The organism is Nitratidesulfovibrio sp. 1201_IL3209 (assembly GCF_036763125.1).
Classification (GTDB): domain Bacteria; phylum Desulfobacterota; class Desulfovibrionia; order Desulfovibrionales; family Desulfovibrionaceae; genus Cupidesulfovibrio.
The window spans coordinates 35,090-61,195 of the sequence record NZ_JBAIYT010000025.1 but is presented as its reverse complement, the minus strand read 5'-3'; the positions used below and the strand labels follow the sequence as shown (position 1 = coordinate 61,195).

The window sequence follows — 26,106 nt, the reverse complement described above, 5'->3', positions numbered from 1 at the left end:
TGCGGAGGGGCGGGCCTCACGGTCGCGCCGCGCCCCGCGCGTAATGTGAGAAGCCGTTTGGCACGCGCGGGTTCCTGCCATGGCAGGAACCCGCTCTTGCAATACGGCCAGATGCTGTACGACGCTGTGCGATGCGCGGCGCGCGGGGCATGCCGCGTGCCGCGGCGAAGGGGCTACTTCGACAGCGGTTGCTCCTGCACGCGCGGGCCGCCCGCGCCGGGCGCGCCCGCCGGGGCCGGGGAGTTGGGCGGCGCCACGATCTGCTGGCCCGGCTGCGATTCCACGAAGTTGGAGGGCGCCTTGTCGGTGCTGCGGTCGGGGTCGAAGCCCAGCGCCTTGGTGCGCGCCTTGCCCACCAGCACGGTGCATTCGTTGTTGGCGCAGTCGCGGATGGCCAGCAGGGTGGGCTTCAGCACGCCCGTGGGGGCCACGTTTTCCACCGCCATGTAGTATTCGCGCGGGCCGGTGCCGAACAGCGGGGTCACCGTGCAGGTCACCAGCCAGTCGTTGACGCCGTCGCCGTTCCAGTCGGTGATGGCCGTGAGCGACACGGAAATCACGTCCATGCCCTGGCCCAGGGCAAACCCCACCTTGCCGATGCGCACGTTGTCGTCGGGCGCCGCGGAATCCGCGAAGGTTTCGCCCGCAAGGCCGTTGCGCGCCTCTGCCGAGCGGAAGCGCGTGGACAGGCGGTGGTACAGTTCCTCGCCGTACGAGGCGGGGCGGTAGTCGCGGTTGTCGCGGATGGCCGCCTCCATGTAGTTGCCCTCGGCGTCCAGGATGTTGCGGCGCACCATCTCGTCGCGCAGGTAGATGGCGTAGTTGCGGAACGAGTCGGGCCGCACCACCTCCACGGGTTGCAGGGCGCAGCCCGAGGCAAGGGCCAGCAACAGCAGCAGCGGGACAAGGGCGGCAAGGCCGCGCGGGGCGGCGGAACGCTGGGCGGTATGGGGGCGGGTGCGGTGCATGGCGAATGGTGCCCGGCGGGCGTTTTGGGGTGTCCGGCACGGCGTGCGCCGCGTCTTCCGGTTATTTCTTCAGGATGGCCTTGATGGCGGCCTCGTCGGCGGCCTTGCGCGCCGCTTCCTGCGAGGCGGGCAGCACCTGCTCGCGCAGCAGCTTGTCGAGGAAGGCGCGCGCCTCTTCGCCGGTGCGGGTGACCGGCAGGCCGATGCCCCGGTATTCGTCCAGCGACAGCAGCCGGGCCTGCAACAGCCCCTTGGGCGCGGGGTCTTCCACCACCAGCCAGTAGCCCAGGTAGAAGCCCTCGTCGTGCGGGGTCTTCTGGGTGAGCAGCGCCAGCCAGTCGCGCACGCCGTTGGAGTTCCAGTCCAGGGTGGCGAAGACCACCAGCGTGTTCACGAGGTCGGGCGAATGGACGTTGAGCGAGGTGCGGTCCAGCGCGCTGACGGTCCACTGCCTGGGCGAGGCGAAGGTGCGCCGCGAATCGTCGGTGAAGCCGGGCAGCAGCGAGGGGAACGAGCGCAGGTTCAGGCGCAGGGCCAGTTCCAGGCCGTAGGATTCCGGCTGGTAGTCCTGCGGAACGATGTCGCCGGAAGGTTCGGCCCGGCCGTCGGGCAGCACCACCAGGCCCGCGCGCTGCGCGGCGTCGGGGTGGCGCTGGGCGAAGGACGCCAGCAGGAAGCGGTCCAGCACCTGCACCGGCACGGGGCCGGGGTAGATGCGTTCCGGCTGGGGGTTGGCGTAGGGCTGTGCGCCGTCGTCGGTGATGCGCGGCGCGCAGGCGGCCAGCAGCAGGACGGCCAGCAGGCCGAGCAGGACCGGCACCGGGGCAGGGGCGCGGAAACGGCGCGGGGCGGCGGGCCTTGCGGGGCGCACGGTGCGATGGGCGGACCGGCCGATGGCGCTGGCGGGCCGGGCCGGGGTGCGGACGGGCATGGAATCCTCCGGATATGGCCGCTCCGGGCGGCCGCACCCGCGTCTTATGACCGCCCCGTGCGGCTGTCAACGGGCATTTCCGCGCGGCGTTGGCGGGCCGCATGGCGAACCGGCGAGGGGGCGTGTGGCGCGGCCTTGCGGATCGCCCGCCCCCGAAAGACGGCGCGGCCCCCACGCACCCGCCCATGCGGACGGCGCGCGGGAGCCGCGAAAGGAACGGGGGGCGCAGGTGGCTGGTGGCCCCGGCCCGCCGTCGGCGTCAGAAGTTCAGCACCCTGTCCGCCTTGAGCATCTCGTCGTACAGGAACTGCTGGTTGCCCCGGGCCACCGTGTCGTCCGCATCCACACCGTGGATGTCCTGGCACTTGCCTCAGGCGGCCAGCACGCCCTCGCTGAGGGCGAACAGCCGGGCCTGTTCGCGGATGGGGAACGAGGGACCGTCGCCCGCGGCGTAGTTTGCCGCCGGACCGTTGAGGAAGATGGTCACGTCCTCGCCCTTTTCGAGCAGGAAGTTGCCGAAGCGGAAGGTGTTCCAGCGGATTTCCGGGTCCGCGCTGGAGAGGATGATCAGTATTTGCATTGTCAATGCCTCGCGTGGTTATTGATAGATGAAATCTATCATAAGCGGCGCATGGCATTGATGCAAGCCATGGACTGGGGGGACTGGCGGGACAGGCGGGACAGGCGGCGGCCCCCTCTTCGCCCGCGCCCCTAGCCGAAGGGGTTCAGCGGCTTCAGGCCGAAGCCCACGGCCTGCATCGGGGCGGCCAGCGGGCGGCCGTCCAGCAGGTCGGCCAGGGCCTTGGCCAACTGGTCGGGGCAGGAGGTGGATTTGTTGCCGCAGGTGATGCCGATCAGCTTGTCGATGGCGTCCTGCACCGGCATGCCGTCCAGCAGGCGGCCGAGGGCTTCGAGGTTGCCGGGGCAGCCCCCGGCAAAGCGCACGTCGTGCAGCATGCCGTCGCGCACGTCGAACTGGATCTGCTTGCTGCAAACGCCGCTGGGAACATGAACATGCATGGCGAAACTCCGTGGGGGGCGGCGGCGGTGCCGGTGCGCCGTTTTGCTGGTCTGGCCCGGTTTGCCGGTTTGGTTCGGTTTGCCGGTTTGGCCCGGGGCCAGACATAGGCCCGGCGCGCCGCGCTGTAAAGGGGCCGCCTCCGCTTGACGCGCCCGGCAGAGCGGACTATGTACTCACACAGCAAGGGGAGTAGCCAGCAAGGGCAACGTCAACAGCATGGCGCACGCGCCTGGCGTTGCCGTTGGGACGGACCCGCAAACCGGACCAATTGGCGAGACCTTCACGGCAGGAATGCCGGAGGTCTCGCCTTTTTCTTTTTGGCCTCTGGCGATGTGTAAATTCTTAAAGAGTATCGCGAGGTTGTCTGTGAAACATGCGTTTCGCGACTGGTACCCCTTCCTGTTGGCCGTGCTGGCCACGCTGCCGGGCCTTGCCATGCGCGTCCTGCACCCCGAGATCAGCCCGCTGGTCATGGCCGGGCTGACCGGCGGGGCCATCCTGGCCGCGTCGTTCATGCTGATGTGGGCCTGCGAGGTGGCGCAACTGGACATTCCCCAGACCTTGGCCCTGGCGGTGGTGGCGCTCATCGCCGTGTTGCCCGAATACGCCGTGGACATGTACTTCACGTGGATGGCCGGGCAATACCCCGAAAGCGAGTACGCGCACTACGCCATCGCCAATATGACCGGGGCCAATCGCCTGCTCATCGGCGTGGGCTGGAGCGCCATCGTGCTGGTGTGCTGGATGCGCTACCGCCGCACGGTGGAGGTGGAAAACGAACGCCGCACCGACCTGGTCTTCCTGGCCATGGCCACGGCGTACGCGTTCTTCATTCCCATCAAGGGTTCGCTGACCTGGTACGACGGCGTGATCCTGATCTCGATGTACGCTTGGTACATCTGGATCGTCTCGCGCAGGCCCTGCACCGAGTTCGAGGCCGAAGGCCCGGCCGAGAAGCTGGCCAGGCTGCCCAAGGACCGCCGCCGCCTGGCGACCTTTTCGCTGTTCCTGTTCGCCGCCGTGGTCATCCTGGCCGATGCGGAACTGTTCAGCGAAAGTCTGGTGGCCTCCGGCAAGGTGCTGGGCATCAACGAATTCCTGCTGGTGCAGTGGCTTGCGCCCATCGCCTCGGAAGCGCCCGAGTTCATCGTGTCGCTGATGTTCGCCATGCGCGGCCACGCCAGCATCGCGCTGGGCAGCCTGATCTCGTCCAAGCTGAACCAGTGGACCCTGCTGGTGGGCATGATTCCCGGCGTGTACGCGGTGTCGTCCGGATCGATCACCCCGCCCATTCCCATGGATTCGCACCAGATGAACGAAATCCTGCTGACGGCGGCGCAGTCGCTGTTCGCCATCTGCCTGCTGCTGCGCATGCGCATCGGCATGCCGGGGGCCGTGGTGCTGTTCGGCCTGTTCCTGATCCAGTTCCTGTCGCCGTTCATCCAGGCCCCGGTGGAAGCGGCCATGGGCCTGCCCCACGTGCCCGACCGGCTGCATATCTGGTTCAGCCTGATCTACGTGGCGCTGGCCGCCGGACTGTTGCTGCTGCGCCCGCGCAGCTTCCTGGACCTGCGCTACGGCTTCCGCGTGTAGCGTGCGCGCCGCCGGAGCGGTATCGGAAATGACATGATCCCCCCGCCGCCCGTCGCGCCCTTGGCGCGGCGGGCGGCTCGTGTTAGGGAGGAACCATGAACGACGGCAAACGATGTGCTGCGGTTGAGGGATGGCGTGCCGTTCCGGGGCGTGTGCTGCTGGTGGCCGCACTGCTGGCTGCGCTGCTGTGCGCCGCGCCCGCGGGCGCGGCCGAACCCGGCGCGCCGCGCGACGACGAGGCCTCCATCACCCTGCGCGAGGACGATTTCGACATCGACGTGCGCTATCCCCGCCTTGGGCAGGCCGCGGTGGACGACGACCTGGCCCGGTGGGCCGCGCACGTCGTGGCCGCGTTCCGGCAGGGGCTGGCCGAGCCCGAGGGCGGAGCCCAGCCCGCCACCGGCACGCCCGACCCCAACGTGCACCGCTTCGTCAACGAACTGAAGGTGACCTACGCGGTGACCCGCGCCTCGGCACGGGCGGCCACGGTCACCTTCAGCATCTGGACCTACACCGGCGGCGCGCACGGCAACCTGGACATCATCACCCTGAGTTACGACATGGCCTCGGGCGCGCGTCTGGCCCTGGGGGACATGTTCGCGGATACCGAGGGCGCGCTGGCCCTGCTGGCCTCGTACTGTTACGACGCGCTGGCCGAAACCCTTGGCGAAGACCGGGCCGAGGACATGTTGCGCGGCGGCACCAGCCCGGACGCGGACAACTACGCAAGCCTGGCGCTGACGCCGGAAGGGGTGCGGGTGCATTTTCCCCCGTACCAGGTTGCGCCGTGGTCGGCCGGGCCGCAGCAGGTGGATGTGCCCCTGACGGAGTTGCTCGACGCCGGGCCGAGGCTGGATATCTGGGGTGTCACCCGGTAGGCGGGGAGAGCGAGAGAGGGAAGGAAAGGAATCAAGGGCCGGAACGCGTCGTGCGTTCCGGCCCTTTTCGCGTCCTGGCCCCGGCATCCGCCGGGAGCTTCAGCAATCCATGCCCGCAGGCGTCGGTCCGCCTGTTTCGCGCGGGGGAACGAAAGCGGCCAGATCAGACAGACGGGGCAGACCGGGCTGGACAGGCGGATCGGGCAGGACAGGCGGATCGGGCAAGTCGGCCAGATCGGCGCGGGTGCACAGGGTGAGCACCGCGTCGCAGACGCGGGCGCCGGTGGGCCGGGCCAGCACCGCGCCGCCGGGGACCACCGCCGCGCGGCGGAAGCCCAGCCGCGTCACGAAGGCCAGCGCGTGGCGATACGGCGCGGGGGTGAGTCCCACCAGGGTGTCCAGCAGGTACAGGGCCGGGCGGCCGGGGGAAAGTGAAGATTCCCCGGTTTGCGGACGGGCGGGCGCGGTGAGCAGGAAGCGCACCACCGTGCGCCCGATCTCATCCGCGCGGGGCAGCCCGGCCCGCAGCACGCAGAAGTGGATGCGCGCCGCACGGCCGCAAAAGCCGTCCAGCCAGCACAGGGCCAGCGGGGTGCCCGCCGCCTGCACCAGATAGCACCATGCCCGCCGGGGGGACAGCAGGCCGCGCAGGTCGGCGGCGCTACGCACGCCGCCGTCGTGGAACACCACCGGAGCCAGCCCTTCCTCGCGCAGGGTGGTCCACAGCCGGTCCAGTTCCGCGTCGGTGACCGGGGCGGGATGGGACGGGTGGCGCGAGCGCAGCACCAGCGGGGGCAGGGGGTGTCCGGCCTGCATGGAGGCTCCGGGCTGCGCTGTAGGGCGGGAATGCGCGGCAGACGGGCGCGGCGACGCGGGATGGGGGGCGGCGGCGCTAGCCATACAGGGGGTACTCCATGTTCCCCATGCTCCCCATGTTCCCCATGTCACCGATGCCGCCCGTGCCGCCCCGGCCGTCGAACTCCGCGCCATCCGGGGCCGGGAATTCCGCGCCCAGGTCCGGGTCCAGGATGCGCGCCAGGCAGTCCAGCATGTCGTCGTGCCGCGACACGGGAAAGGCCAGGTATTCCTCGTCCACGAATTCCCGCGCCAGGTCGCGCCGTTTGCCCTCGGCATCCATGAAGGGCAGGCGGTGGGGCAGCAGCATGCGCCCCTGTTCGAACTCCGGCACCAGCCTGCGGATGCGGTCCTTCTTGGGCATGGGGCCGCCCAGGGGAAGGATGTCGAAGCGGTAGTTGCGGCGTTCCTGCTCGGCGCGCACGTGCTCGATGTCCGCCTGCATGCCGTACTTCTCGTAGCCCACGGCCAGCGGCCGCCACGCCCGGTGCAGGCGGAACAGCGCGGCGGCGCGCCCGGTAAGGTTCAGGCGGTCGCGCACCCCGTCCAGCAGGTAGCGGTTGCCGTCCGGGGCCAGGCCCACCACCAGCATCACCGTGTAGTCGCTGCCCTTCTTGCGTTCGCCCGCCGGGTCCACCAGCAGGTAGCGGTTGCAGTGGCCCCATTGGGCAAGGCGGGATGCGGCGGGGGCTGCGGGCCGTATCCCGGCCGGAGCGACCGGATCAATCGGATAGGCTGTGCCATACGGCCCGCCCGCGTCAACGGGACCGGGCACGTAGCGGCGCAGCCATTCGGCGCGGAAGCCTTGTGCCGTGTCGGCGGCGGGGTTCAGCAGCATCTGGCAGCCGAACACGTAGGGCCCCATCTGGCGGCGCTTTTCGGCCAGCGCCGCCGGGGAGAGCAGCACCGGAGGGCCGTCGGGCGCGCCGTTGGCCGTGGCGGGGTGGATGCGCGGCACGGCCGCCCCGCGCTCGATGATGGCGCGCCAGGTGTCGTTGAAATGGTAGCGGGTGCCGATGTAGCGGCGGCGGCCTGCGCCGTTGCCGCCGCATCCGTTGCCCGCGTCACGCCCGCCGTCCGCATCGCCGTTGCCGCCGCCTTCCGTCCCGCCCCCGGCATCGCCGCCGGTTCCCCCGCTGGCCCCCAGATTGAGCGACAGCGCCCAGCATTCCGTGACCTTGGCGATCATTTCCGGAGTGGTCACCGATTCGCGGGTGACCACGTCGTCGTAGACCAGTAGGCGGAAGTGCTTGCCCGTGGGCTGGCCGTCCACCAGCCCCCATGCCTCCACGGTGGCCTCCTTGGGGTTGCCCCGGCGGCGCACCACGATGCCCTTGTCCAGCGACCACACCGGGGCCTGCCGCCGGGGCGCGGCCCACAGCACGTCGGGGTACAGGCGTTGCAGCAGGTCGTTGTGTTCGAACTCGTGCTTGATCTGGCCCAGGAAGTCCTTGGCCACCGGCCGCGAGTGGGAAAATATGCCCACCGTGATTTCCGGGTCGTTCAGGATGTCGCGCACGGTCTGGCCGAAGGTGATGATGGTGGACTTGTAGTGTTCGCGCGCCCACAGGTCCAGGTGGCCGTCGGGCGCGGCCTGCACCTCGCGGCAGCGCTCGAACAGCCAGTCGCGGTCCATGTCCGCGCGGCCCATGAGCCGGGTGAGCAGGTAGAACAGGTCGCGGCGGCCCAGTTCCGCCTGCACGGCGGCAAGGGCGGCGGGACCGCGCCGGGTGGCGTCGGCGGCAAGGTCGGCGTACAGCGCGGCGGCCTGGCGCCGGGTGGTGGCCGTCATGGGGTGAATCCTCCGTGGTGGGCGTTGCGTGGGGTGCGGATGCATCGGGCCGAAGGCGCACACCGTACACGGGGGAAAACGGGGGGGAACGGCCGCAAGGGGGGCGCAGCGGGGTTGGCGGGGCGTCCGGAGGGGGCCCGGCCATGCTGCGATCATGACGCGATTATGACGCAAGCATGCCATGGGCGTGGCGACAGCCGGGCGGACAACGCATCGGCAACCGGAACGCTGCCGGACACCGTGCGTACGCGCACGCATCACCGGAGGGGACCGATACAACCCGGCAATGTCCCGGCAACGCGCAGGCGCCGCGCGGCAATCCGGTTTCGTCGTGCCCACGTCGTACCCATGACGACGCGGTGTCTTGTAATCGCCATCCAAGTCTGCTAGGCAAATCTAGAAAATTTCACGAATGCCGTGCGCGCGCGGCGCACGCCGGACCCGGATCGGTGCGGTTCCGGGGTGCCGGTGACGACGACCCCCAAGAAGGAGGAACACATGTACATGCTTCTGAACTGGCGCGCCCTGCGTCACATCGCCATGGTCATGGTGGCCGTCATGGGCCTGCTCAGCTTCGTGCCCCGCGTGGAGGCCGCCTTCGTTCCCAACGCCGGCGTCATGGCCGGGGAACAGCGCTCCAGCGATCTGACCTCGGTGCAGAAGGCCCTGGAAAACAAGATGGTTTCCGAACGCCTGCAAGCCCTTGGCTACTCCCAGGCCGAAGTGGAACAGCGCCTGTCCATGCTGTCCGACGCCGAACTGCACGACCTGGCCAAGAAGATCGACAACCTGACCCACGGCGGCGACGGCTTCGGCTTCGTCATCGCCATTCTGGTGGTCATTCTGCTGGTGGTGCTGATCCTGCACTTCGCCGACCGCCGCGTGGTCATCCAGTAGCCGCGCGTCCCGTTTTTCTCCGCCGCGCCGGGCAGCCAGGGGTTGCCCGGCGCGCGGAGGACGCCTTTTCCGCCATGCCCATGCCGTTTCCGCCCTCGTGCCGGGCCGCCCGCCCGGTAATCCGCCCGGTCTCCGCGCGCCGTGGCCCCTCGCGGCCGCCTGCCCGGCCGTCGTGGCTCGCCCGATTGTTGTGGTTCGCCCGGTCGCGGCCGTGTGTCCTGCTGCTTCTGGCGGCGCTGGCCTGCGCGGGCTGCGTGCGCGGCCCCGGCACCCTGGCGCCGGACCCCGTCCGCCCCGCCGCCGGACGCATCATCCCCGACGTGCCCTTCTTCGCGCAGGAGCAGTACCAGTGCGGCCCCGCCTCGCTGGCCGGGGTGCTGCGCCACCTGGGGCTGACCGGCCCGCAGGCCACCCCGGAGGGCATCGCCGAAGCCATCTTCCGCCCCGGCATGCACGGCACCCTGTCGCTGGACCTTGCCCTGTACCCGCGCACCCTGGGCCTTGCCAGCCGCTGGTACGACGGCTCGGTGGCCGACCTGATGGCCGCCGTGGACTCCGGCCGGCCGCGCATCGTCATGGTGGACCACGGCTACGGGCCGGTGAGCACCTATCATTTCATGGTGGTGGTGGGCTACGCGCCCGACGCGGTCATCGTGAATTCGGACCGCACCCCCCTGCAACGGCTGCCGTGGGCATCGTTCCTGCGCACCTGGGACCGCACCGACCGCTGGACGCTGGAGGTCCGGCGGCAGGATGCGGCCCCCGCGCCCGCCCCGTAGCCCGAACCGCCACGGGAGGTCCCATGCCGGACACCACGCCGTCCGCTTCCATCCTTATTGCCGTCTCCGTCCGCGATGCGGGCGCACCCGCGCGTCGCTCCGGTTCCGCCGTCGCGCGCGCCGTGTGCCTCGCCGCGCTGGCGTGCCTGCTGCTGGCCGGGTGCGCCGTGCCCCGCATCGGCATCTACCAGGACCCGCTGTCCGGGCCGGAACACCTGGAACTGGGCCGCGCCTACGAGCAGAAGGGCGAACTGGACCTGGCCCGGCGCGAATACGCCGAGGCCGTGCGCGACGGCCTGCCCCAGGCCCATCTGTACCTGGCCAACGTGCTGTTCCAGAAGGGCGACCTGGACGAGGCGGAAAGCCACTACCGCAGCGCCATCCGCGCCTTGCCCGAGGCGGAATCCGCCCCGGCGCGCAACAATCTGGCCTGGCTGCTGCTGACGCGCGGCCAGCGGCTGGACGAGGCGCAACAGTTGGCCGAGGATGCCGTGCGCCTGGCCGACGACGCCCACCGCGCCAGCTTCGAGGATACCCTGAAGCAGGTCGAGGCCGCGCGGAACAGGTAGCTGTCCCGCGTCGCCGTTCCCGTTTTCCGCACCGGCCCGCCGCGTCCCCCACGGATGCGGCGGGCCGCGCCGTTCGTGCTGATCGTTCGGGCATGCCATTCCGGAACGCCGCGCCGTCCTAGCGCCCCGCCCCGCCCCCCTTCCCCACTCCGCAGTCCGCAGTCCGCAGCCAGCCCGCCCGCGCGTCCGCGGGTCAGGGCGCCAGGGCCCGCGCCATCCCCTCGCCACGTTCCGGACAATGATGCCGGTTTTTTTGCAATGTCGGCGGGCCGGGCTTTTCCGAGCGCGCTTCATCTGGCAAGATGGGGCATCGGGACACTCTTGGAGGCTGCATGACGGGTCTGGGCATTCGCGGAAAGCTGCTGGCCAGCTACATGCTGGTGTTCCTCGTGCTGCTTCTGTGCGGTGGCGCCGGTGCGTACATCTATGCCCGGCGGGCCGTGGAGCAGGCCGTGGAAGAGCGGCTGCACGCGGCCACCCAGTCCATCCTGGGCACCGTGCGCGTGGGGGCGGACCTGGCGGTGCGCAACTACCTGCGCGCCGCCTCGGAAAAGGCCCGCGACGTGGTGATGCTGGAATACGAGCGCCATCGCTCCGGGGCCATCACCGAGGCGCAGGCCAAGGCCAACGCCGCCGCCATCCTGCTGCGCATGAGCATCGGCCGCTCCGGCTACATCTACTGCCTGACCTCCAACGCCACCCTGGCCGTGCACCCGGTGCCCTCGCTGCTGGGGCGCGACCTTTCCGAGTTCGAGTTCGTGCGGGACCAGTCGCGCCTGCACGAGGGGTTCATGCAGTACGAATGGCGCAACCCCGGCGAAACGCACGTCCGGCCCAAGGCGCTGCACATGACCTGGTTCCGGCCGTGGGACTGGATCATCTCCGCCTCCGCCTACCGCGAGGAATTCCGCAACCTGCTGGACGTGACCATGCTGCGCGACGCGGTGCTTTCGCACCGCGTGGGCGAAACCGGCTACGCCTACATCATGACCGGCTCGGGCGAACTGCTGGTGCACCCGGTGATGGAGCCGGGCGACATCGCCGACGCGCGCGACGACACCGGCCGCCGCTTCGTGCGCGAGATGCTGCAAAAGCGTTCCGGCCGCATCGTCTATTCGTGGCGCAACCCCGGCGAGAACGTCTACCGCGAGAAGATCGTGGTCTACGCCTACCTTGCGGACTACGACTGGATCGTGGCCGCATCCGGCTATGCCGACGAGATATACGCCCCGCTCGACCGCATGCGCCGTCTGGCCATGCTGTGGCTGCTGGCCGCCACCGGGGTGGTGGCGCTGGCCAGCCTGTACGCCAGCGCGGGCATCACCGGGCCGCTGCGGCGGCTGGCCGACCGGGTGCGTGTGGGGGCCGGGGGCGACCTTTCCGTGCGCGTGGTGCCGGAAACCCACGACGAGATCGGAGACCTTGCCAACTATTTCAACAGGCTGATGGGCAATCTGGAGGGCCACAGCCTGCGCATGGGGCAACTGGTGGAGGCGCGCACGGCGGAACTGACCCGCCTCAACGCCGACTACCTGGGCGAACTGGAGCGCCGGGCCGCCACCGAGGAAGAGGCGCGCACCCGGCTGGCCTTCCTGCGCGCGCTGATGAACGCCATCCCCAACCCCATCTACTACCGCGACTTCACCGGCCGCTTCGTGGACTGCAACGACAGCTTCGCGCGGATGGTGCTGGGCTGCGCGCGCGAGGACGTGCGCGGCCGCCCGCCGGGCGACTTTCCCGACGTGTACCCGCCGGACGTGGCCGCCGCCGTGCTGCGCGACGACGACGAACTGCGCCACGTGGGCGGCACGCGCCACGGCGAGCGGACCCTGCGCTGCGCCGACGGCGCGGTGCGCCACTTCGGCACGGTCAAGACCGTGTTCGGCGGCGGCGCGGCGGGCGAGGGGGGCATCATCGGCGTGCTCACCGACCTCACGGCGCGCCGCCGGGCCGAGGAGGCGCGGCGTCTGCTGGAACAGGCCGTGGAGAATTCCGCCGGGGCGCTGCTGATCCTGGATGGCGAAGGTTCCATCCGCTACGCCAACCCCGCCTTTGCCGCCATCACCGGCTGGCCGCGCGCCGACGCGCTGGACCGCCGCCTGGCGGATCTGGGGGCTGGCGGGGGCGCGGGCGGCAACGGGGACGCCGGTTTCGCCGCGCTGCTGGCGGCCCGCGAGCACGGCGAGCCGTGGAGCGGCCGCGCCCGGCTGCGGCGCGGCGACGGCGCGCCGTTGGAGGCGGAGTGCCGCCTGGTCCCCCTGCGCGACGGCGCGGGCGTGGTGACCCACTTCGCGTGCACCATGAATGTGCCGGAGTGACCGGGGGCTGGTGGAACCGGCGGCCACGCGTCGCCGGTGGCCATGTGTCGAGGAACGGACGGGGACAAAGGAGCAAGGGCGTGCAGAGACATGGATGGAGCACGGCGCGGGCCGGGAACGAAGCGCCCGGCCGGGACCGCATCCCGGTTCGGCCGGTGGCGCGTGCCCCGTGGCGTGTCCTGCCGCGCGTCCTGTCGCGCGTCCTGTCGCGCGTCCTGTCGCGTGTTTTGGCATGCCTGCTGGCCTGCGTGGCCGCGTGGGTGCTCACGCTGCCGCAGGCCATGCCGGTGGCCGCCCAGCCGGGCCAGTCTCAGCCGGACCAAATCCAGTTGGCCCCCGTCCGTGGCGCACGGCCCGACGCCACGGGGCTCGTCTTCGTGGCCCAGCAGTACCCGCCGTTCAACTACATGGAGCGCACGGACACCGGCGAACAACTGGCCGGTCCCATGCCGGAAATCATCAGCATGGCCTGTCGGCGCATGGGCGTGGGCTGCACCTTCCGCCTGCTGCCCTGGGCCCGTGCCCAGCAGGAGGTGCGCAACGGCGCGGCCGACGGCATCTTCACCATCGGTCACGTGCCGGAGCGCGAGACGTGGCTGCATTTCTGCCCGCCGCTGGTGCGGGCGGAATACGGCTTCTTCGTGCGCATGGAAAACCCGCTGCGCTACGTGACCCCCCGTGACATGGCGGGCTACCGGGTGGGCGTCTACGGCCCCTCGCTGACGGCGGACATCCTGAACCAGCTGGCCCGGCAGGTGCCCATGACCGTGGACGTGGCGCCGGACAACGATTCCGGGTTCCTCAAGCTGGCCCAGGGGCGCATCGACGCGGTGTTCTCCAACAGGGAGAACGGCCTCGCCATCATCGCCCAGCTGCGCATCGCCAACCTGCGCTACGCGGGCTGGCACAACCGGCTCGACTACACCATCGCGTTTTCGCGCCATGCCGCGCCGGAGGCAGTGGCCGCCTTCGAGGCGGCGCTGCGCGACCTGCACCGGGAAGGGGAACTGCAACGCTGCCTTGCCCGGTACGGGTTGCAGTCCGCCTATCCCGAGGCGGACGGCGACCGGAAGCGCGGCAGGCCCCAGGGCGGGTTGCCGGGCATATTCGTCCCGATGGCGGATTTCGCGGCCGGTCCGGCGTCCGGCGGGGATGCGGGCCGGACTGTCGGCATCACGCCCGGCACGCCGACCGACTGATCCGCCGGACAGGCACGGGGATCCCCCGGCCGGGCGCGAACCCGCACCCGCGCGGGTGCCTGCCGCCGGAACCTCCACTGTCCGGTTGCGTGCCCGGCACGGCATGCGCTATGCATTGCCGGTTCCCGAAAGCGGCAATTCCGACGCCACCCGCAAGGGGCCTTCCGTTCGCGGCAGGGACCTCGGCGGCCCGGCGTGCCCCGTTCCGGCCATGACCGGATTCCGGCCGTCCCGCGTGTGCGCCATGGCCGGTTTTCCCACCCGCACACCACGCGTCCGCGCGTGTCCACACGGCGATACGGCATGAACAGCAAGAAGCGCATCCTCGGCATACTGCTCGGCGTCATGGTTCTGGCGGCGGGCATCTGGTACTGGCACGGCCTCGGCAAGGTGGAGACCGACGACGCGCAGGTGGACGGCCGCATCTTCATGGTTTCGCCGCGCGTGGCGGGCTATGTGGTGGACGTGCCCGTGGAGGACAACCAGTTCGTCCGGGAAGGCGATGTGCTGGCCCGGCTGGACCCCACCGAGTACGAGGTGGCCGTGGCCGAGGCGCGCGCCCAGCTTGCCGCGCTGCAACGCGGCGTGCCGCTGGAGCTTTCCCAGACCGTGCACCGGGTGACCGGCGCGCAGGCCGTGGAAGAGGCCACCAAGCGCCGCGCCGCCCAGGCCCGCGACGAAGAGGACGCCGCCCGCTACGAGATGGAGCGCTTGTCCACCGAACAGGCCCAGACCACGCTGGACCGCCGCCGCCTGGAAGCCCTGGTGGGGCAGGGGGCCGTCTCGCGCGAGGCGGTGGACCGGGCCCGTTCCGCTGACGACGCGGCCAAGGCCCGGCTGGAATCGTCCCGCGCCAAGCTGGAGGCGTCCAGCAAGGCCCGCGCGGCGGCGGAGGCCGAAATGCGCCGCGTGCGCGCCGAGGTGGACCTGGCCGGTACCGGGCAGGTGGTGGCGGAAATCCGCGCCCGCCAGGTGGAGGCCCAGCAGGCCAAGGTGCGCCAGGCGGAACTGAATCTGGAATGGACCACCGTGCGCGCCCCCGTGGACGGCTACGTGACCAAGAAGAACGTGGAGCCCGGCCGCATGGTCACGCGCGGGCAGCCGGTCATGGCCGTGGTGCCCATGTCGCCCGACCACCTGTGGGTGACGGCCAACTTCAAGGAAACCGAACTCACCGACGTGAAGCCCGGCCAGCCCTGCGAAATCCGCGTGGACACCTATCCCGGCCTGGTGCTGCAAGGGCAGGTGGAGTCGATCATGGCGGGCACGGGCGCGGCCTTTTCGCTGTTTCCGCCGCAGAACGCCTCCGGCAATTTCGTGAAGGTGGTGCAGCGCATTCCCGTGCGGCTGCGCCTGACCGATTACGACCCCGCCACCATGCCGCCCCTGCGCGTGGGCATGAGCGTAGTGCCGGTGATCTTCACCAACCGGGGCGTTTCCGAGGTGCCGCAGCGCGCCGCCGGGTCCGATGCCCCCGTGCTGCGGGGCACGGGCACGGGCACGGACGCGGACGCGGGCGGCGGGCAGGGGACCGGCCTCAACGCCACGCAGGCCGCGAAGCCCGTCGGCAACGCGACCGTTCCGGCCACCGTTCCGGCCACCGCTCCGGCCGAACCGGCCCGCAAGCAGTAGCCGGAACGGCAGGGCCGCATGTCGCGCGAATCCGAATCGGTCAACCGCTGGCTCGTCACCCTGGCGGTGATGGTGCCCACGCTCATCGAAATCCTGGACACCAGCGTGGCCAACGTGGCCCTGAAGCACATCCAGGGCAGCCTGGCCGCGGGCGAGGAAGAGGTGACCTGGGTGCTCACCTCGTACCTGGTGGCCAACGCCATCGTCATCCCCATGAGCGGTTGGCTGGCCCGGCTCATGGGGCGCAAGCGGTTCCTGATGCTGTCCATCGCCGTGTTCACCGCCAGTTCGCTGCTGTGCGGGGCGGCCACCACCCTGGCCCAGATCATCCTGTTCCGCATCTTTCAGGGGCTGGGCGGCGGGGGGCTGCAACCCATGTCGCAGGCCATCCTGATGGAGACCTTTCCGCCCCACCAGCGCGGCATGGCCATGGGCATCTTCGGCGTGGGGGTGGTGCTGGGACCCATCCTGGGGCCGCTCATGGGCGGCTACCTGACGGACAACTTCACCTGGCGGTGGATATTCTACATCAACCTGCCGGTGGGGCTGCTGGCGCTGTACCTGGCCGGGGCCTTTCTGTCCGACCCCCCGTACATGGAGCGCCGCCAGCGCGGCGAGGTGGTGGACTACCTGGGGCTGGCCCTGCTGACCACGGGCATCGGCGCGTTGCAGATCGTGCTGGACAAGGGGCAGCAGGACGACTGGTTCAGCTCGCCGTTCATCACCACCCTGGCCGTGGTCTCCGCCGTGTCGCTGGTGGCCCTGGTGTTCTGGGAACTGCGCCACCCCCGGCCGGTGCTGGACTTCCGCATCCTGAAAAACCGCAGCTTCGCCATCGGCAACGCGGTGATGTTCCTCGGCTTCTTCGCCTTCTTCGGGTCCATCGTGCTGCTGCCGCTGTTCCTGCAAGGGCTGATGGGCTACACCGCCTACCTCGCCGGGCTGGTGCTGGGGCCGGGGGGCATGCTGGCCCTGGTGTTCATGCCCGTGGCGGGCAAGCTGACGGAGCGCCTCGACGCCCGCTGGCTGCTGGCTTTCGGCATGCTGGTGTGCGCGTATTCGCTGCACGTCATGGCCGGGTTCAACCTGTACATCGACTTCGGCACGGCGGCCTTCGCCCGCGTGTTGCAGGGCATCGCCATGCCGTTCTTCTTCGTGTCGCTGTCGGTGGTCACCTTTGCCCACGTCCCGCGCGAGGCCATGAACACGGCATCGCCCCTGTACAACCTGCTGCGCAACCTGGGCGGCTCGTTCGGGGTGGCCTTCGTCACCACGCTGCTGGCCCGGCGCACCCAGTACCACCACAGCGTGCTGGCCGAGGACATGACGCCCCTCTCGCCCGCCTACCAGTTGAGCTTCGAGCAGATCCGCGCGGGGCTGGCCATGCAACTGGGCGAGGTCGCCGACCTTGCCGAGCGCACCCGCGCGCTGATCTACCAGATGCTTCAGCGCGAGGCTTCGGCCCTGGCCTTCAACGACGCCTTTCTCTCGCAGGGGGCCATCTTTCTGGCGCTGTTCTTCTGCGTCTGGTTCATGCGCAGGCCGCCGCGCGGCAAGCATGAGGGCTTCGTGGAGTAGGGCAGGCGCGCCCGCATCCCCCGCAGTGACGCGGGGCAGGCAGGAAAAAACGGCCGCCATTCCGGATGGGAATGGCGGCCGTCTTGCGCGTGCGTCTTCCGGGGGACGCGGGTTCAGCGTGCGGCGTCGGCCGCCAGTTCCTGGCGCACCGCCTCGATCACTTCCAGATACCGGGCGAAGACCTGCTCGTCGTCCTCCACGGTGCCGAAGATGGTGCCGGGCTCCACGTCGCGCAGGTCGAAGATGGCGGTGGCCAGCGCCCACGGTTCCGGCTGGTCCAGCACCCGGCCGGTGCGGCCGTCGTCGATGACGTCGCACGCGCCCGTGGCGCGGGTGGTCACCGTGGGCAGGCCCATGGCCTGCGCCTCGGCCACCACGTTGCCGAAGGTGTCGTAGAACGAGGGGTGGCAGAACACGTCGAGCCCGGCGTAGAAGCGCGGCATGTCGGCGGCCTTGACCTTGCCCAGGAACACCACCCGCTTCTCCACCCCCAGCGACCTTGCGTAGTCGGCGTAGTTGCGGCTGCGCCGCCCGCCCGCCACCACCAGCACGTAGTCCTCGGGCAGGTGGGCCAGCGCGGCGACGAGCCGGTCCAGCCCTTTGAGCTCGAAGTTGCTGGAGCAGAACCCGATGGCCCGGTGGCGCTCCCGCAGGCCCACGAGCCGCCGGGCCTCGCCGCGCAGGTCGGCGAAGCGCCGGGCGTTGAAGCGCCGGGTGTCCACCCCGTTGGGGATGACCACCACCGTGGCCGGGGAATGGGGAAACTGGCGCGCCACGGCGGCCCGCACGTTCTGCGAGATGGCGATGATGCGCCGGGTGGCCGGGTGGTTGTAGATGCGCTTGTCCAGCACGGCCATCAGCAGATTGTTGGGGTTCAGCAGGCGGGTGAACGCCTTCGCGCAGCGCCGCAGGGGCGAGCGCTGCGCCGCCAGGCTGTTGCGCAGGAAGTCGAGGTGCGGCCCGCCGGAGCGGTGGATGTGGCAGCCGGCCATGTTGCCGAAGCCGACGCTGATGGTGGTTGGCGGCAGTTCGCGCAGGGCGCGGGCGGCGGCGAAATACAGGCCCAGGTTCTTCATGAACCGGCCCGGCCGCCACAGCCCCAGTTCGCGGATGTCCACGGCCGGGGGGGCGGCATCCGGGTCCGCGGGACGTTCGTCGTCGCCGCGCCGCCGGGCGGTGTTCCCGCTCGTTCCCGCGAGCATTTCCGGGGCCATTTCTCCGCACAGCACGCGCACGGGTATGCCCTGGGCGCGCAGGTATTCATGGAAGCGGTGGCAGAAATGCTCCACGCCGCCGTAGCGGGAATAGGTGCGGATGAACAGCGCCACTTCCGGGCGGGAGGTTTCCGGATCGTCTGTCCGGGGCAGGGTATCCGTGGGAGTGTCGGGCATGGCGAAGGGTGGTGAGGGTAGGCGCCGGGGCGCGCAGGGGGGGGCCGGAACGCCCGTCCGGTCTAGCAAACGGCCCCGGCAGGCGCAAGGCCGTCACGGAACCGGACGGAACTGGACAGAACCGGGCGAAGCTGGACGGAACTGGACGGAGCCGGGCGGGGCGTCCTCAGGCTTTCGCCCCTGGCGGGTAATCCTTCTCGGTGCGCGACCTGGTTTCCTCCAATGTTTCTTCCGAGTCGGCGTAGCGGTCGGCGATGGCGCGGAAGGTTTGCAGGTTGGACAGGAAGGCGTCCACCACGTCCGGGTCGAAGTGCGTGCCGCGCCCCTGGCGGATGATCTCCACGGATTTCTCCATGTCGAACGGGGGCTTGTACACCCGGCGGCTGATCAGCGCGTCGAACACGTCGGCCAGGGCCATGAGCCGCGCCGAAACGGGGATATCGTCGCCGGAAAGGCCGCGCGGGTAGCCGCTGCCGTCCCACTTCTCATGGTGGCAGTAGGCGATCTCGCGGGCGTGGCGCAGGAACGAGACCGGCGTGTCCAGTTGCTTTTCCGCCGCGATGATGGCGTCGCGCCCCAGCGCCGGGTGGCGCTTCATGTCCTCGAATTCCTCGGGCGTCAGCTTGCCGGGCTTCAGCAGGATGCGGTCGGCGATGCCCACCTTGCCGATGTCGTGCAGCGGGGCGGACTTGAACAGCAGGGGGATGTCTTCCGGCGTCAGCGCGGCGGAAAAACGCGGGTGCGACGACAGGTGCTGGGCCAGCACCTGCACGTAGTGCTGGGTGCGCCGGATGTGGTTGCCGGTTTCGTTGTCGCGCGTTTCGGCCAGCGAGGCCATGGCCATGATGGTCACGTCCTGCACGGCCGCCAGTTCGCGCATGCGGCGGGCCACCTCGTCCTCGAGGAAGGCGTTCTTGTCCTTCAGGAAGTCGCGCGCGGCCTTCACCTGAAGGTGGGTGCGCACGCGGGCCCGCATGATGGGGGGGCTGACGGGCTTGGTGATGTAGTCCACGGCGCCCAGTTCCAGGCCGACGCGCTCGTCGTCCTCTTCCGACAGGGCGGTGAGGAAGATCACCGGCACGTCCGACGTGCCGGGCAGGGCCTTCAGCCGGCGCAGCACCTCGTAGCCGTCCATGCCGGGCATCATGATGTCCAGCAGCACGATGTCCGGCGGGCTGCCGGAGGACAGGATGCGCAGGGCCTTTTCGCCGCTGTTGGCCACCCTGACCCGGTAAGTGTCCTTCAGCAGGTCGCTGAGCAGGGTCAGGTTGTCCGCGGTGTCGTCCACTACCAGCACGGTGCGCCGGGCATCGTCCGAGGGGAGTGTGGTGTCGGTCATGGCGATCTCGTGGTGGCTGGGGTGGCGGGGCAGCCGCGCGGCGTGGCCGGACGGCGGTACGGGACGGGGAGCGGACCTATGGCCGGGGGGGGGGAAGCCCCTAGCCGTCTCGGGCCGGACGGGCCGCGCGCAGCATTTCCAGCGCGGTTTCGAATTCGAAGGCGCGCAGCGCCTCGCCCATGCGGGTTACGGTGGCCTGCCCCAGGGCGGCGCGCAGGGCTTCGGCATGGGCGTTGAAAAGGTCCACGGCCTCGCTGTCGTCTTCCTCGATGAGCGTTTCCAGACGGTCCAGCAGGGTGTCGTCCAAGTGTACGGGCTGGCCGGGCGTTGCGGCGGACGGGGCCTCCCGCGTGCCGGGCAGGGGAGCGCCGGGCGCGGCGTCGCCGGTGGCCTCCGCCCCCGCGCCGGATTCCGTGCCGCCCGGGACGGGCGGCGCGTCATCCAGCAGGCGCTGCATGGCCCGCACCGATGCGTCCAGCGCGGTGCCCAGCACTGCCAGCACCTGGGCCGCGCGTTCGGCCGGGGCCTCGTGGCGCAGGGCGGATTCCAACTCTTCCGCATGGGCCTGCACCGCGCGTGCGCCCAGGGTGCCCGCCATGCCCTTCAGGGTGTGCGCCTCGCGCGTGGCCGATGCGCCGTCGCCGGACTCCATGAGCCCGGCGATGCGCGCCGCCGCGCCGGCATGCTGGGAAACGAAGCGGCGCAGCAGCGCGCGGTAGGTCGCCTGTTTGCCCAGCACCCGGCGCAGACCGGCCTCCGGGTCGAGGATGCGCCGGTCGTCGTCCTGCCCGGCCGGAGGGCCGTCCGGGACGTGCGCGGGAGCGGCGTCCGGTGGCGTGTCCCCGGTTCTTCGGGGCAGCCAGCGGATCAGCGCGGCGAACAGTTCGTCCGGGTCGATGGGCTTGGCAACGTGGTCGTTCATACCGGCGGCCAGGCACGCCTCGCGATCGCCCTGCATGGCGTTGGCGGTCATGGCCACGATGGGCAGCCGGTCGGCGTCCAGGGTGCGGCGGATGGCGCGGGTGGCCTCGTATCCGTCCATGATGGGCATCTGCACGTCCATCAGCACGAGGTCGTAGTCGCCCTGCATGACCATGCGCACGGCCTGCGCCCCGTCCTCGGCCGCGTCCGCGGCCAGCCCCGCCTCGGCCAGCAGGCCCAGGGCCACTTCCCGGTTCAGTTCGTTGTCCTCCACCAGCAGCACGCGCGTGCCCTGCACGCCGGCGAGCATGGCGGGGCGGGTGCCGGGCGGCGGCGCGGCGGCGCGCGGCGCGGGGTTCACCGCACCCAGAAGGCGCATGGCCGTGTCGAACAGCAGGGAGGGCTGCACCGGCTTCACCAGTACGGCCTGCACCCCCACCCCTTCGGACGCCGCGAAGATTTCTTCCCGTCCGTAGGCGGTGACGATGGCCACGGGCAGGTCCGGGGTCTGCGAGCGGATCTGGCGGGCGGTCTCCAGCCCGTCCATGCCGGGCATCTGCCAGTCCAGGAACACCATGCCGAAGGGCGCGCCGGATACTTCCGCCTCGCGCAGCAGGCGCAACGCGGCCTCGCCGCCGTCCGCCTCGGCGGGGCGGAAGGTCATGCCTTCCAGCATCTGGGCCAGAACGGTGCGGGCCTGGGGATTGTCGTCCACCACCAGCACCCGCAGGCCGCGCAGGTCGATGCGCGGCACCAGTTGCCGCCGCCCGGCGCCCAGGCCGAGCCGGGCCGTGAACCAGAAGGTGCTGCCCTGGCCGGGGGCGCTGTCCACGCCCACGTCGCCGCCCATCAGGTTGGCCAGCTTCCTGGCGATGGCAAGGCCAAGGCCGGTGCCGCCGTATTTGCGGGTGGTGGAGGTGTCCGCCTGCTGGAACGAGACGAACAGCCGCGCCTTCTGCTCCGGGGTGAGGCCGATGCCCGTGTCGCGCACGGCAAAGCGCAGCAGCACGTCGTCGTCGCCCCTTTCCAGGGTTTCCACGTGGACCACGATTTCGCCGCGCTCGGTGAACTTTACCGCGTTGTTGGCGTAGTTGATGAGAATCTGCCCCAGCCGCAGCGGGTCGCCCCGCAGCACGGGGGGCACGTCGGCCGCCACGTCGAGCACGAATTCCAGGCCCTTGGCCGTGGCCTTTTCCGAGACCAGGTTGGCCACGGTGTCGAGCACGGTTTCCAGTTCGAACTCGGTGTTCTCCACCGTCAGCTTGCCCGCCTCGATCTTGGAGAAGTCGAGGATGTCGTTGAGGATGCCCAGAAGATGCTGGCCCGCGGCGCGTATCTTGCGCACGTAGCCGGCCTGGCGCGGGTCGAGCTCCGTCTTCAGGGCCAGGTGGGCCATGCCGATGATGGCGTTCATGGGGGTGCGGATCTCGTGGCTCATGTTGGCCAGGAAGTCGCTCTTGAGCCGGGTGGCCTCTTCGGCCATTTCCTTGGCCCGGCGCAGTTCGGCCTCGGTGCGCTTGCGGATGGAGATGTCGCGCAGGGCGGCGCAGGCGCTCACGGGGTGCCGCTCGGACGGGGGCAGCTTGCTGAGGCTGATTTCCAGCGGCAGGCGGGCGCCGTCCTTGCGCACCCCCGTCACCTCGCGTTCGTGGCCGATGACCTTCAGCGGCGAGGACAGGAAGTGGTTGCGCAGGACCACGTGGCGGTCACGCAGTTCCGCGGGCAGGAATTCCTCCACCAGATGGCCGGTCAGTTCGTCCGTCTCGTAGCCCAGCAACCGTTCGAATTGCGGGTTGCACAGCACGATGCGCCCCGCGCTGTCGATCACCACCATGGCGTCCGGGGCCGAATGGACGATGCCCCGGTACCAGGCCTCGGTATCCTTGAGTTCCGCCTGCTGTTCCTTGAGTTCGGTAATGTCGTTGATCAGGGTGACCCGGCGCGGGGCGATGTGCCTGTCGCTGATGAGCGCGCAGCGCACGTCGGCCCAGCGCACCTCGCCGTCGGGGCGCAGGTAGCGGTGTTCCGCGCGCACGGTGACGGGGGCGCGGCCCTGCTCTCTCTGGTATCCCTGTTCCCCCTGTTCTTCCCGGTCACCCCAGTCCTCCCGACCTCCCTGCTCTTCCGGGTCTTCCCGGTCACCCCGATTCGGGCCGTCCGGATCGAACGCGTGGGGGGCCGGACTGTCGGAGGTCAGGCGGCCGAGCAGGGCTTCCACGGCCGCGCGGTCGTCGGGGTGGAAGAAGTCCTCCAGGTCGCGCCCGAGCAATTCCGGCTCGCCGATGCCGATGAAGTCGGTGAAGGCCGGGTTGGCCCGGTCGATGCCACGGCCCCGCCCTTCGCTGACGATGCCGATGCCCGCCGTTTCGAACACGGCGCGGAAGAACGCCTCGCTGCGGCGCAGCAGTTCGCGGCTTTCCTCCAGTTCGTTGGCCTGGGTGCGGGTCTGCTCCAGCAGGCTGCGGGTGTGCAGGTTGCGCTCCAGCACTTCCTGCGACAGGGCGGCCATGGGCAGGATGTCCTCGAACAGGGTGGCGACGCGAGGGGGCAGCGGGCCCAGGGTGGCCAGTTCCAGCACGCTCAGCAATCTGTCGCCCAGCAGCAGCGGATAGGCCCGCAACGAGGCGGGCTCCATGTCGCCGAGGCCGGTGGAGAAGCGCAGCGTCCCGCCTGCCGGGGGGGTGAGGTCCACGGGGGTGCGCATTGCGGCACAACGGCCGACCAGGCTGCCGTCCATGGGCGCCCTGGCCGGCGGGCCGCCTGCGACGCCGCCCAGCGAGGCCACCAGGTCGAGGTGCGCGCCGTCTTCGTCGGGCACGTACAGGGCCGCGTAGGGCGCACCGGCCACGTGGGCGGCCACGGCGGCCAGGCGCTGGCCGAAGGAGGACAGGTCGCCCGCCTGTTGCAGGGCGGTGGCCGTCTCGGACATCTGGGCCTTGATCCAGCGCTGCTGCTCCATCTGGCGCGATACGCCGCGCAGCACCTCCAGCGAGCGGGCCATGGCGCCCATCTCGTTGCGTTCCTCGCCGTAGGGCACCCGCACGTCCAGGTCGCCGTCGGCCAGCGACTTGACGCAGCCGGTGAGGGCCAGCAGGCGGCGCCGGATGGTCCAGCTGACCAGGTAGGTGATGGCGATGACCATGGCGCAGAACAGCGCGTAGGCCGCCATGGCCTTGGCCAGCATGGCTCGGTTTTGCGCCACCGAGGTCTGGAAGAACTGTTCGGCCCTGGAGCGCGCGGCGTGCATCAGTTCGTCCATGGAAAGCAGCAGCCGGTCGGCCGGGTTCCGGGGCGAGGATTCGGTAAGCCGCCACGCCTCCTGTATCTCCCGGTTCTCTGCCAGGGCCATGGCCCTGTCGCGCATGGACAGGAAGTCGTCGTAGCGGCTTTCCATGGCGTCGATGAGGGCGGGATCGCCCCGGAAGTTGGCGCGCACCGCGTCCATGCAGTCGTGGAACAGGCGTTCCTCTCGCCGCAGGGTGGCCACCTGTTCGGCCTTGATGGCTTCGTCCACCTCGATGATCTGCTCGCGCATGGCCGCGCGCATGCGTTCCACGCTTTCCTTGGCCTGCTGCAACTTGCTGGTGGCGATGAAGGTGTGCCGGTAGACGGTGTCGGCGTCCTCGGCCATGCCGCGCATCAGCCTCAGGGTGCCGTACCCGAGGGCGATGCTGAAGGCGACGATGAGCAGCGTGCCGATGAGCAGCCGCTGAAAGACGGAAAGGTGGCGGAACAGCATGGGGCCCGTGATGGTGGGCATGGCGGGGCTCCTTCCGGCCGGTGGGGGACGCCCGCAGTGTTTCCGGGCAGGGATTCACGGAGCAGTATAGGCGCGCACGGGGATTATTGTCCAGCCGGTGGGAAGTGGGCCTGTAGAATGGCTGCGGGGCGGGTGGGGAACGGTGGGGGATGGAGCCGGTCCGTACGGGTGGGGCGTGGCGGCCATGGGGCAAGGCGAAGGGTCAGTCGGGCAGGATGGACCACAGCCGGTACACGGCGGCCTCCGCCGATGTGGCCTCGCGCGCGTCGCGGGCCAGCGAGCGGGCCTCGGCGGCGGTGGCCGCCGGGTCATGGCGGGGGGCGCCGTCGGCCGGATGCCAGCGGACCAGGAACTGCGGCGCGGGGTCGGGGCCCCGGCCCTCGCACCATGCGGGGCGGGCATCGGCCCCGGACCGGCGGGCGTGCGGAAGCATGGGAGGGCGAGCAGGTGTGGCGGTGTGCCCATGACTGGGCTGATGGCCTTTCCGCTGGTGGTCTTTCAGGGCGGCGCATGGCCGGGCCGGACCGGACGGCGATGCCGACAGGGTCGGAACGGACGGCGATGCCGTCTGGGTCAGAACGGACGGCGATGCCGTTTGGGCCGGGGAGGCGGGGAGGGCGGATTGGGCGGGGGCGGGATGCGCCGGGGCTGCAAGAGAGGGCTGCGCGGGGCGGGTGGGCGTGGCGTGCATGGGACCTCCGGGTTCCTGTGTGGGGAACCGTTTTGCACAAAAAGTGCGAAAGGTCCAGCAGGCCGCGCAACTCGGGCCGGAGGGGGACGTCGGGGAGCGACGGGGAGTGGCGGACGGGGCCGTCCGGCGAAGAAGAAGGGGGAAGGATAACGGCGGGCCGTGCGGCTACATTTCCTTGCCCGCCCAGATCACCCGGCCGATGACCTCCCATTGCAGGGCTTCGTCGCGCGGGTCGATCTCGATGTCCTGGTAGGCCAGTTCCGGATTGTCGCCCCGGAAATGGTAGCGCCCCGGCGTGCGGGAGAACCGCTTGATGTAGATCTCGTCCTGCACGCGCAGCACGTAGACCCGGTCTTCCGCCAGGGTGCGGTCGTGCTGGTTCACCAGCACCAGGTCGCCGTCGTGCAGGGTGCGCTCCATGGAGCGGCCCATAACCTCCATGAGGCACAGGCCCGTGGTGGACCGCGCCCGGCCCAGCACCCAGTCCAGCCGGAAGGCGTGCTGCTCCTCCGGGCGGCCGCCGGTCTGCAGCGAACCGCCCCCCGCGCTGGGGCGCGCCTCGGCCTTGTCCACCAGCACGAACTCCTCGGCCAAACGCCGGACTTCTTCCGGCACGTCCTGTCCGGCGGGGGCATGGGCATCGCGCGGGGATTCCCCGTAGGGGCGCAGCATGCGTTCATGCAGGCCCCGCCAGTGCGGCTGCGGAGCGCTGGGCGTCCCGGTGCTGGCGATGCGTTCCAGATGTTCGGTGAGCCGCGCGAGGTTGGTGCGGCTCGGAAAGCGTTCGCCGTTCTTCCAGGCGTAGACGGTGCGTTCGCTGACCCCCGCGATTTCCGCAAGGCGCTTCACGCCGCCCACGCTGCGCAGCGCGTCGACGACGAACTCACGAAGTTCATCCCAGTCGGTTCCTGTGGAATCGTACTCGTTCATGTATGAGATGTTAGCACATTCTGTGCGGATGTCCATAAAATTCTGTCATCGGTGTACCGATACT

The 26,106-nt window shown here is 70.3% G+C and carries 20 protein-coding genes; 9 read left to right on the top strand and 11 right to left on the bottom strand.

The genetic code is table 11. The annotated features are described in order from the left end of the window. Positions 1-173 precede the first annotated feature (173 nt). The 4 genes from V6B97_RS12180 to V6B97_RS12165 form a co-directional block, all read right to left on the bottom strand. Complete coding sequence (locus tag V6B97_RS12180; protein WP_333506791.1) at positions 174-968, bottom strand: hypothetical protein; 795 nt, start codon at positions 966-968, stop codon at positions 174-176. Between the two features lie 61 nt (positions 969-1,029). Continuing rightward, positions 1,030-1,899, bottom strand: coding sequence for a hypothetical protein (locus V6B97_RS12175; RefSeq protein ID WP_333506790.1), 870 nt, complete (start codon positions 1,897-1,899; stop codon positions 1,030-1,032). A gap of 259 nt (positions 1,900-2,158) precedes the next feature. Then, positions 2,159-2,479, bottom strand: coding sequence for a DsrE family protein (locus V6B97_RS12170; protein WP_333506788.1), 321 nt, complete (start codon positions 2,477-2,479; stop codon positions 2,159-2,161). 131 nt (positions 2,480-2,610) lie between these two features. After that, entirely contained in the window at positions 2,611-2,919 is a 309-nt protein-coding gene (locus V6B97_RS12165) for a TIGR03905 family TSCPD domain-containing protein (protein WP_333506786.1), read from the bottom strand. Between the two features lie 367 nt (positions 2,920-3,286). On the opposite strand from V6B97_RS12165, the gene V6B97_RS12160 reads away from it, so the two are divergent. Both V6B97_RS12160 and V6B97_RS12155 read left to right on the top strand, forming a co-directional pair. Beyond that, on the top strand, positions 3,287-4,513 hold the full coding sequence (locus V6B97_RS12160; protein ID WP_333506785.1) for a sodium:calcium antiporter: 1,227 nt from the start codon (positions 3,287-3,289) through the stop codon (positions 4,511-4,513). Positions 4,514-4,674: 161 nt separating this feature from the next. Further along, the gene (locus V6B97_RS12155; RefSeq protein WP_333506784.1) at positions 4,675-5,391 is read left to right on the top strand and encodes a DUF3298 and DUF4163 domain-containing protein; all 717 of its coding nucleotides are present in this window, start codon (positions 4,675-4,677) and stop codon (positions 5,389-5,391) included. 99 nt (positions 5,392-5,490) lie between these two features. Here the strand turns inward: V6B97_RS12155 and V6B97_RS12150 are convergent, their stop codons facing one another. Together V6B97_RS12150 and V6B97_RS12145 are read right to left on the bottom strand one after the other, a co-directional pair. Beyond that, on the bottom strand, positions 5,491-6,207 hold the full coding sequence (locus V6B97_RS12150) for a hypothetical protein (RefSeq protein WP_333506783.1): 717 nt from the start codon (positions 6,205-6,207) through the stop codon (positions 5,491-5,493). Between the two features lie 76 nt (positions 6,208-6,283). Further along, complete coding sequence (locus V6B97_RS12145) at positions 6,284-8,038, bottom strand: hypothetical protein (RefSeq protein ID WP_333506782.1); 1,755 nt, start codon at positions 8,036-8,038, stop codon at positions 6,284-6,286. 498 nt (positions 8,039-8,536) lie between these two features. On the opposite strand from V6B97_RS12145, the gene V6B97_RS12140 reads away from it, so the two are divergent. The 7 genes from V6B97_RS12140 (at position 8,537) to V6B97_RS12110 (ending at position 17,010) form a co-directional block, all read left to right on the top strand. Next, positions 8,537-8,935 carry a PA2779 family protein gene (locus tag V6B97_RS12140; RefSeq protein ID WP_333506781.1) on the top strand — a complete coding sequence of 133 codons (399 nt, stop codon included), beginning with the start codon at positions 8,537-8,539 and terminating at the stop codon, positions 8,933-8,935. Between the two features lie 74 nt (positions 8,936-9,009). Continuing rightward, on the top strand, positions 9,010-9,714 hold the full coding sequence (locus tag V6B97_RS12135) for a C39 family peptidase (protein WP_333506780.1): 705 nt from the start codon (positions 9,010-9,012) through the stop codon (positions 9,712-9,714). Positions 9,715-9,737: 23 nt separating this feature from the next. After that, on the top strand, positions 9,738-10,283 hold the full coding sequence (locus V6B97_RS12130) for a tetratricopeptide repeat protein (protein WP_333506779.1): 546 nt from the start codon (positions 9,738-9,740) through the stop codon (positions 10,281-10,283). Between the two features lie 332 nt (positions 10,284-10,615). Further along, positions 10,616-12,601, top strand: a complete 1,986-nt coding sequence (locus V6B97_RS12125) for a cache domain-containing protein (RefSeq protein ID WP_333506778.1) — start codon at positions 10,616-10,618, stop codon at positions 12,599-12,601. An 80-nt stretch (positions 12,602-12,681) separates the two neighbouring features. Then, entirely contained in the window at positions 12,682-13,800 is a 1,119-nt protein-coding gene (locus V6B97_RS12120) for a substrate-binding periplasmic protein (protein ID WP_333506777.1), read from the top strand. Positions 13,801-14,103: 303 nt separating this feature from the next. Next, positions 14,104-15,432 (top strand): HlyD family secretion protein, encoded by a 1,329-nt coding sequence (locus V6B97_RS12115; RefSeq protein WP_333506776.1) that lies wholly within the window; start codon positions 14,104-14,106, stop codon positions 15,430-15,432. An 18-nt stretch (positions 15,433-15,450) separates the two neighbouring features. Continuing rightward, the gene (locus tag V6B97_RS12110; protein WP_333506775.1) at positions 15,451-17,010 is read left to right on the top strand and encodes a DHA2 family efflux MFS transporter permease subunit; all 1,560 of its coding nucleotides are present in this window, start codon (positions 15,451-15,453) and stop codon (positions 17,008-17,010) included. Between the two features lie 113 nt (positions 17,011-17,123). Here V6B97_RS12110 and V6B97_RS12105 read toward each other — a convergent pair whose 3' ends face one another. The 5 genes from V6B97_RS12105 to V6B97_RS12085 form a co-directional block, all read right to left on the bottom strand. Beyond that, a complete protein-coding gene (locus tag V6B97_RS12105; protein WP_333506774.1) occupies positions 17,124-18,401 on the bottom strand; it encodes a glycosyltransferase family 4 protein in 1,278 nt (425 codons plus the stop codon). A 166-nt stretch (positions 18,402-18,567) separates the two neighbouring features. Then, entirely contained in the window at positions 18,568-19,740 is a 1,173-nt protein-coding gene (locus V6B97_RS12100) for a response regulator (RefSeq protein WP_333506773.1), read from the bottom strand. 100 nt (positions 19,741-19,840) lie between these two features. After that, complete coding sequence (locus V6B97_RS12095; RefSeq protein WP_333506772.1) at positions 19,841-24,421, bottom strand: response regulator; 4,581 nt, start codon at positions 24,419-24,421, stop codon at positions 19,841-19,843. A gap of 202 nt (positions 24,422-24,623) precedes the next feature. Further along, entirely contained in the window at positions 24,624-24,854 is a 231-nt protein-coding gene (locus tag V6B97_RS12090) for a hypothetical protein (RefSeq protein ID WP_333506771.1), read from the bottom strand. Positions 24,855-25,277: 423 nt separating this feature from the next. After that, the gene (locus tag V6B97_RS12085) at positions 25,278-26,042 is read right to left on the bottom strand and encodes a S24 family peptidase (RefSeq protein WP_333506770.1); all 765 of its coding nucleotides are present in this window, start codon (positions 26,040-26,042) and stop codon (positions 25,278-25,280) included. Positions 26,043-26,106: the final 64 nt, after the last annotated feature.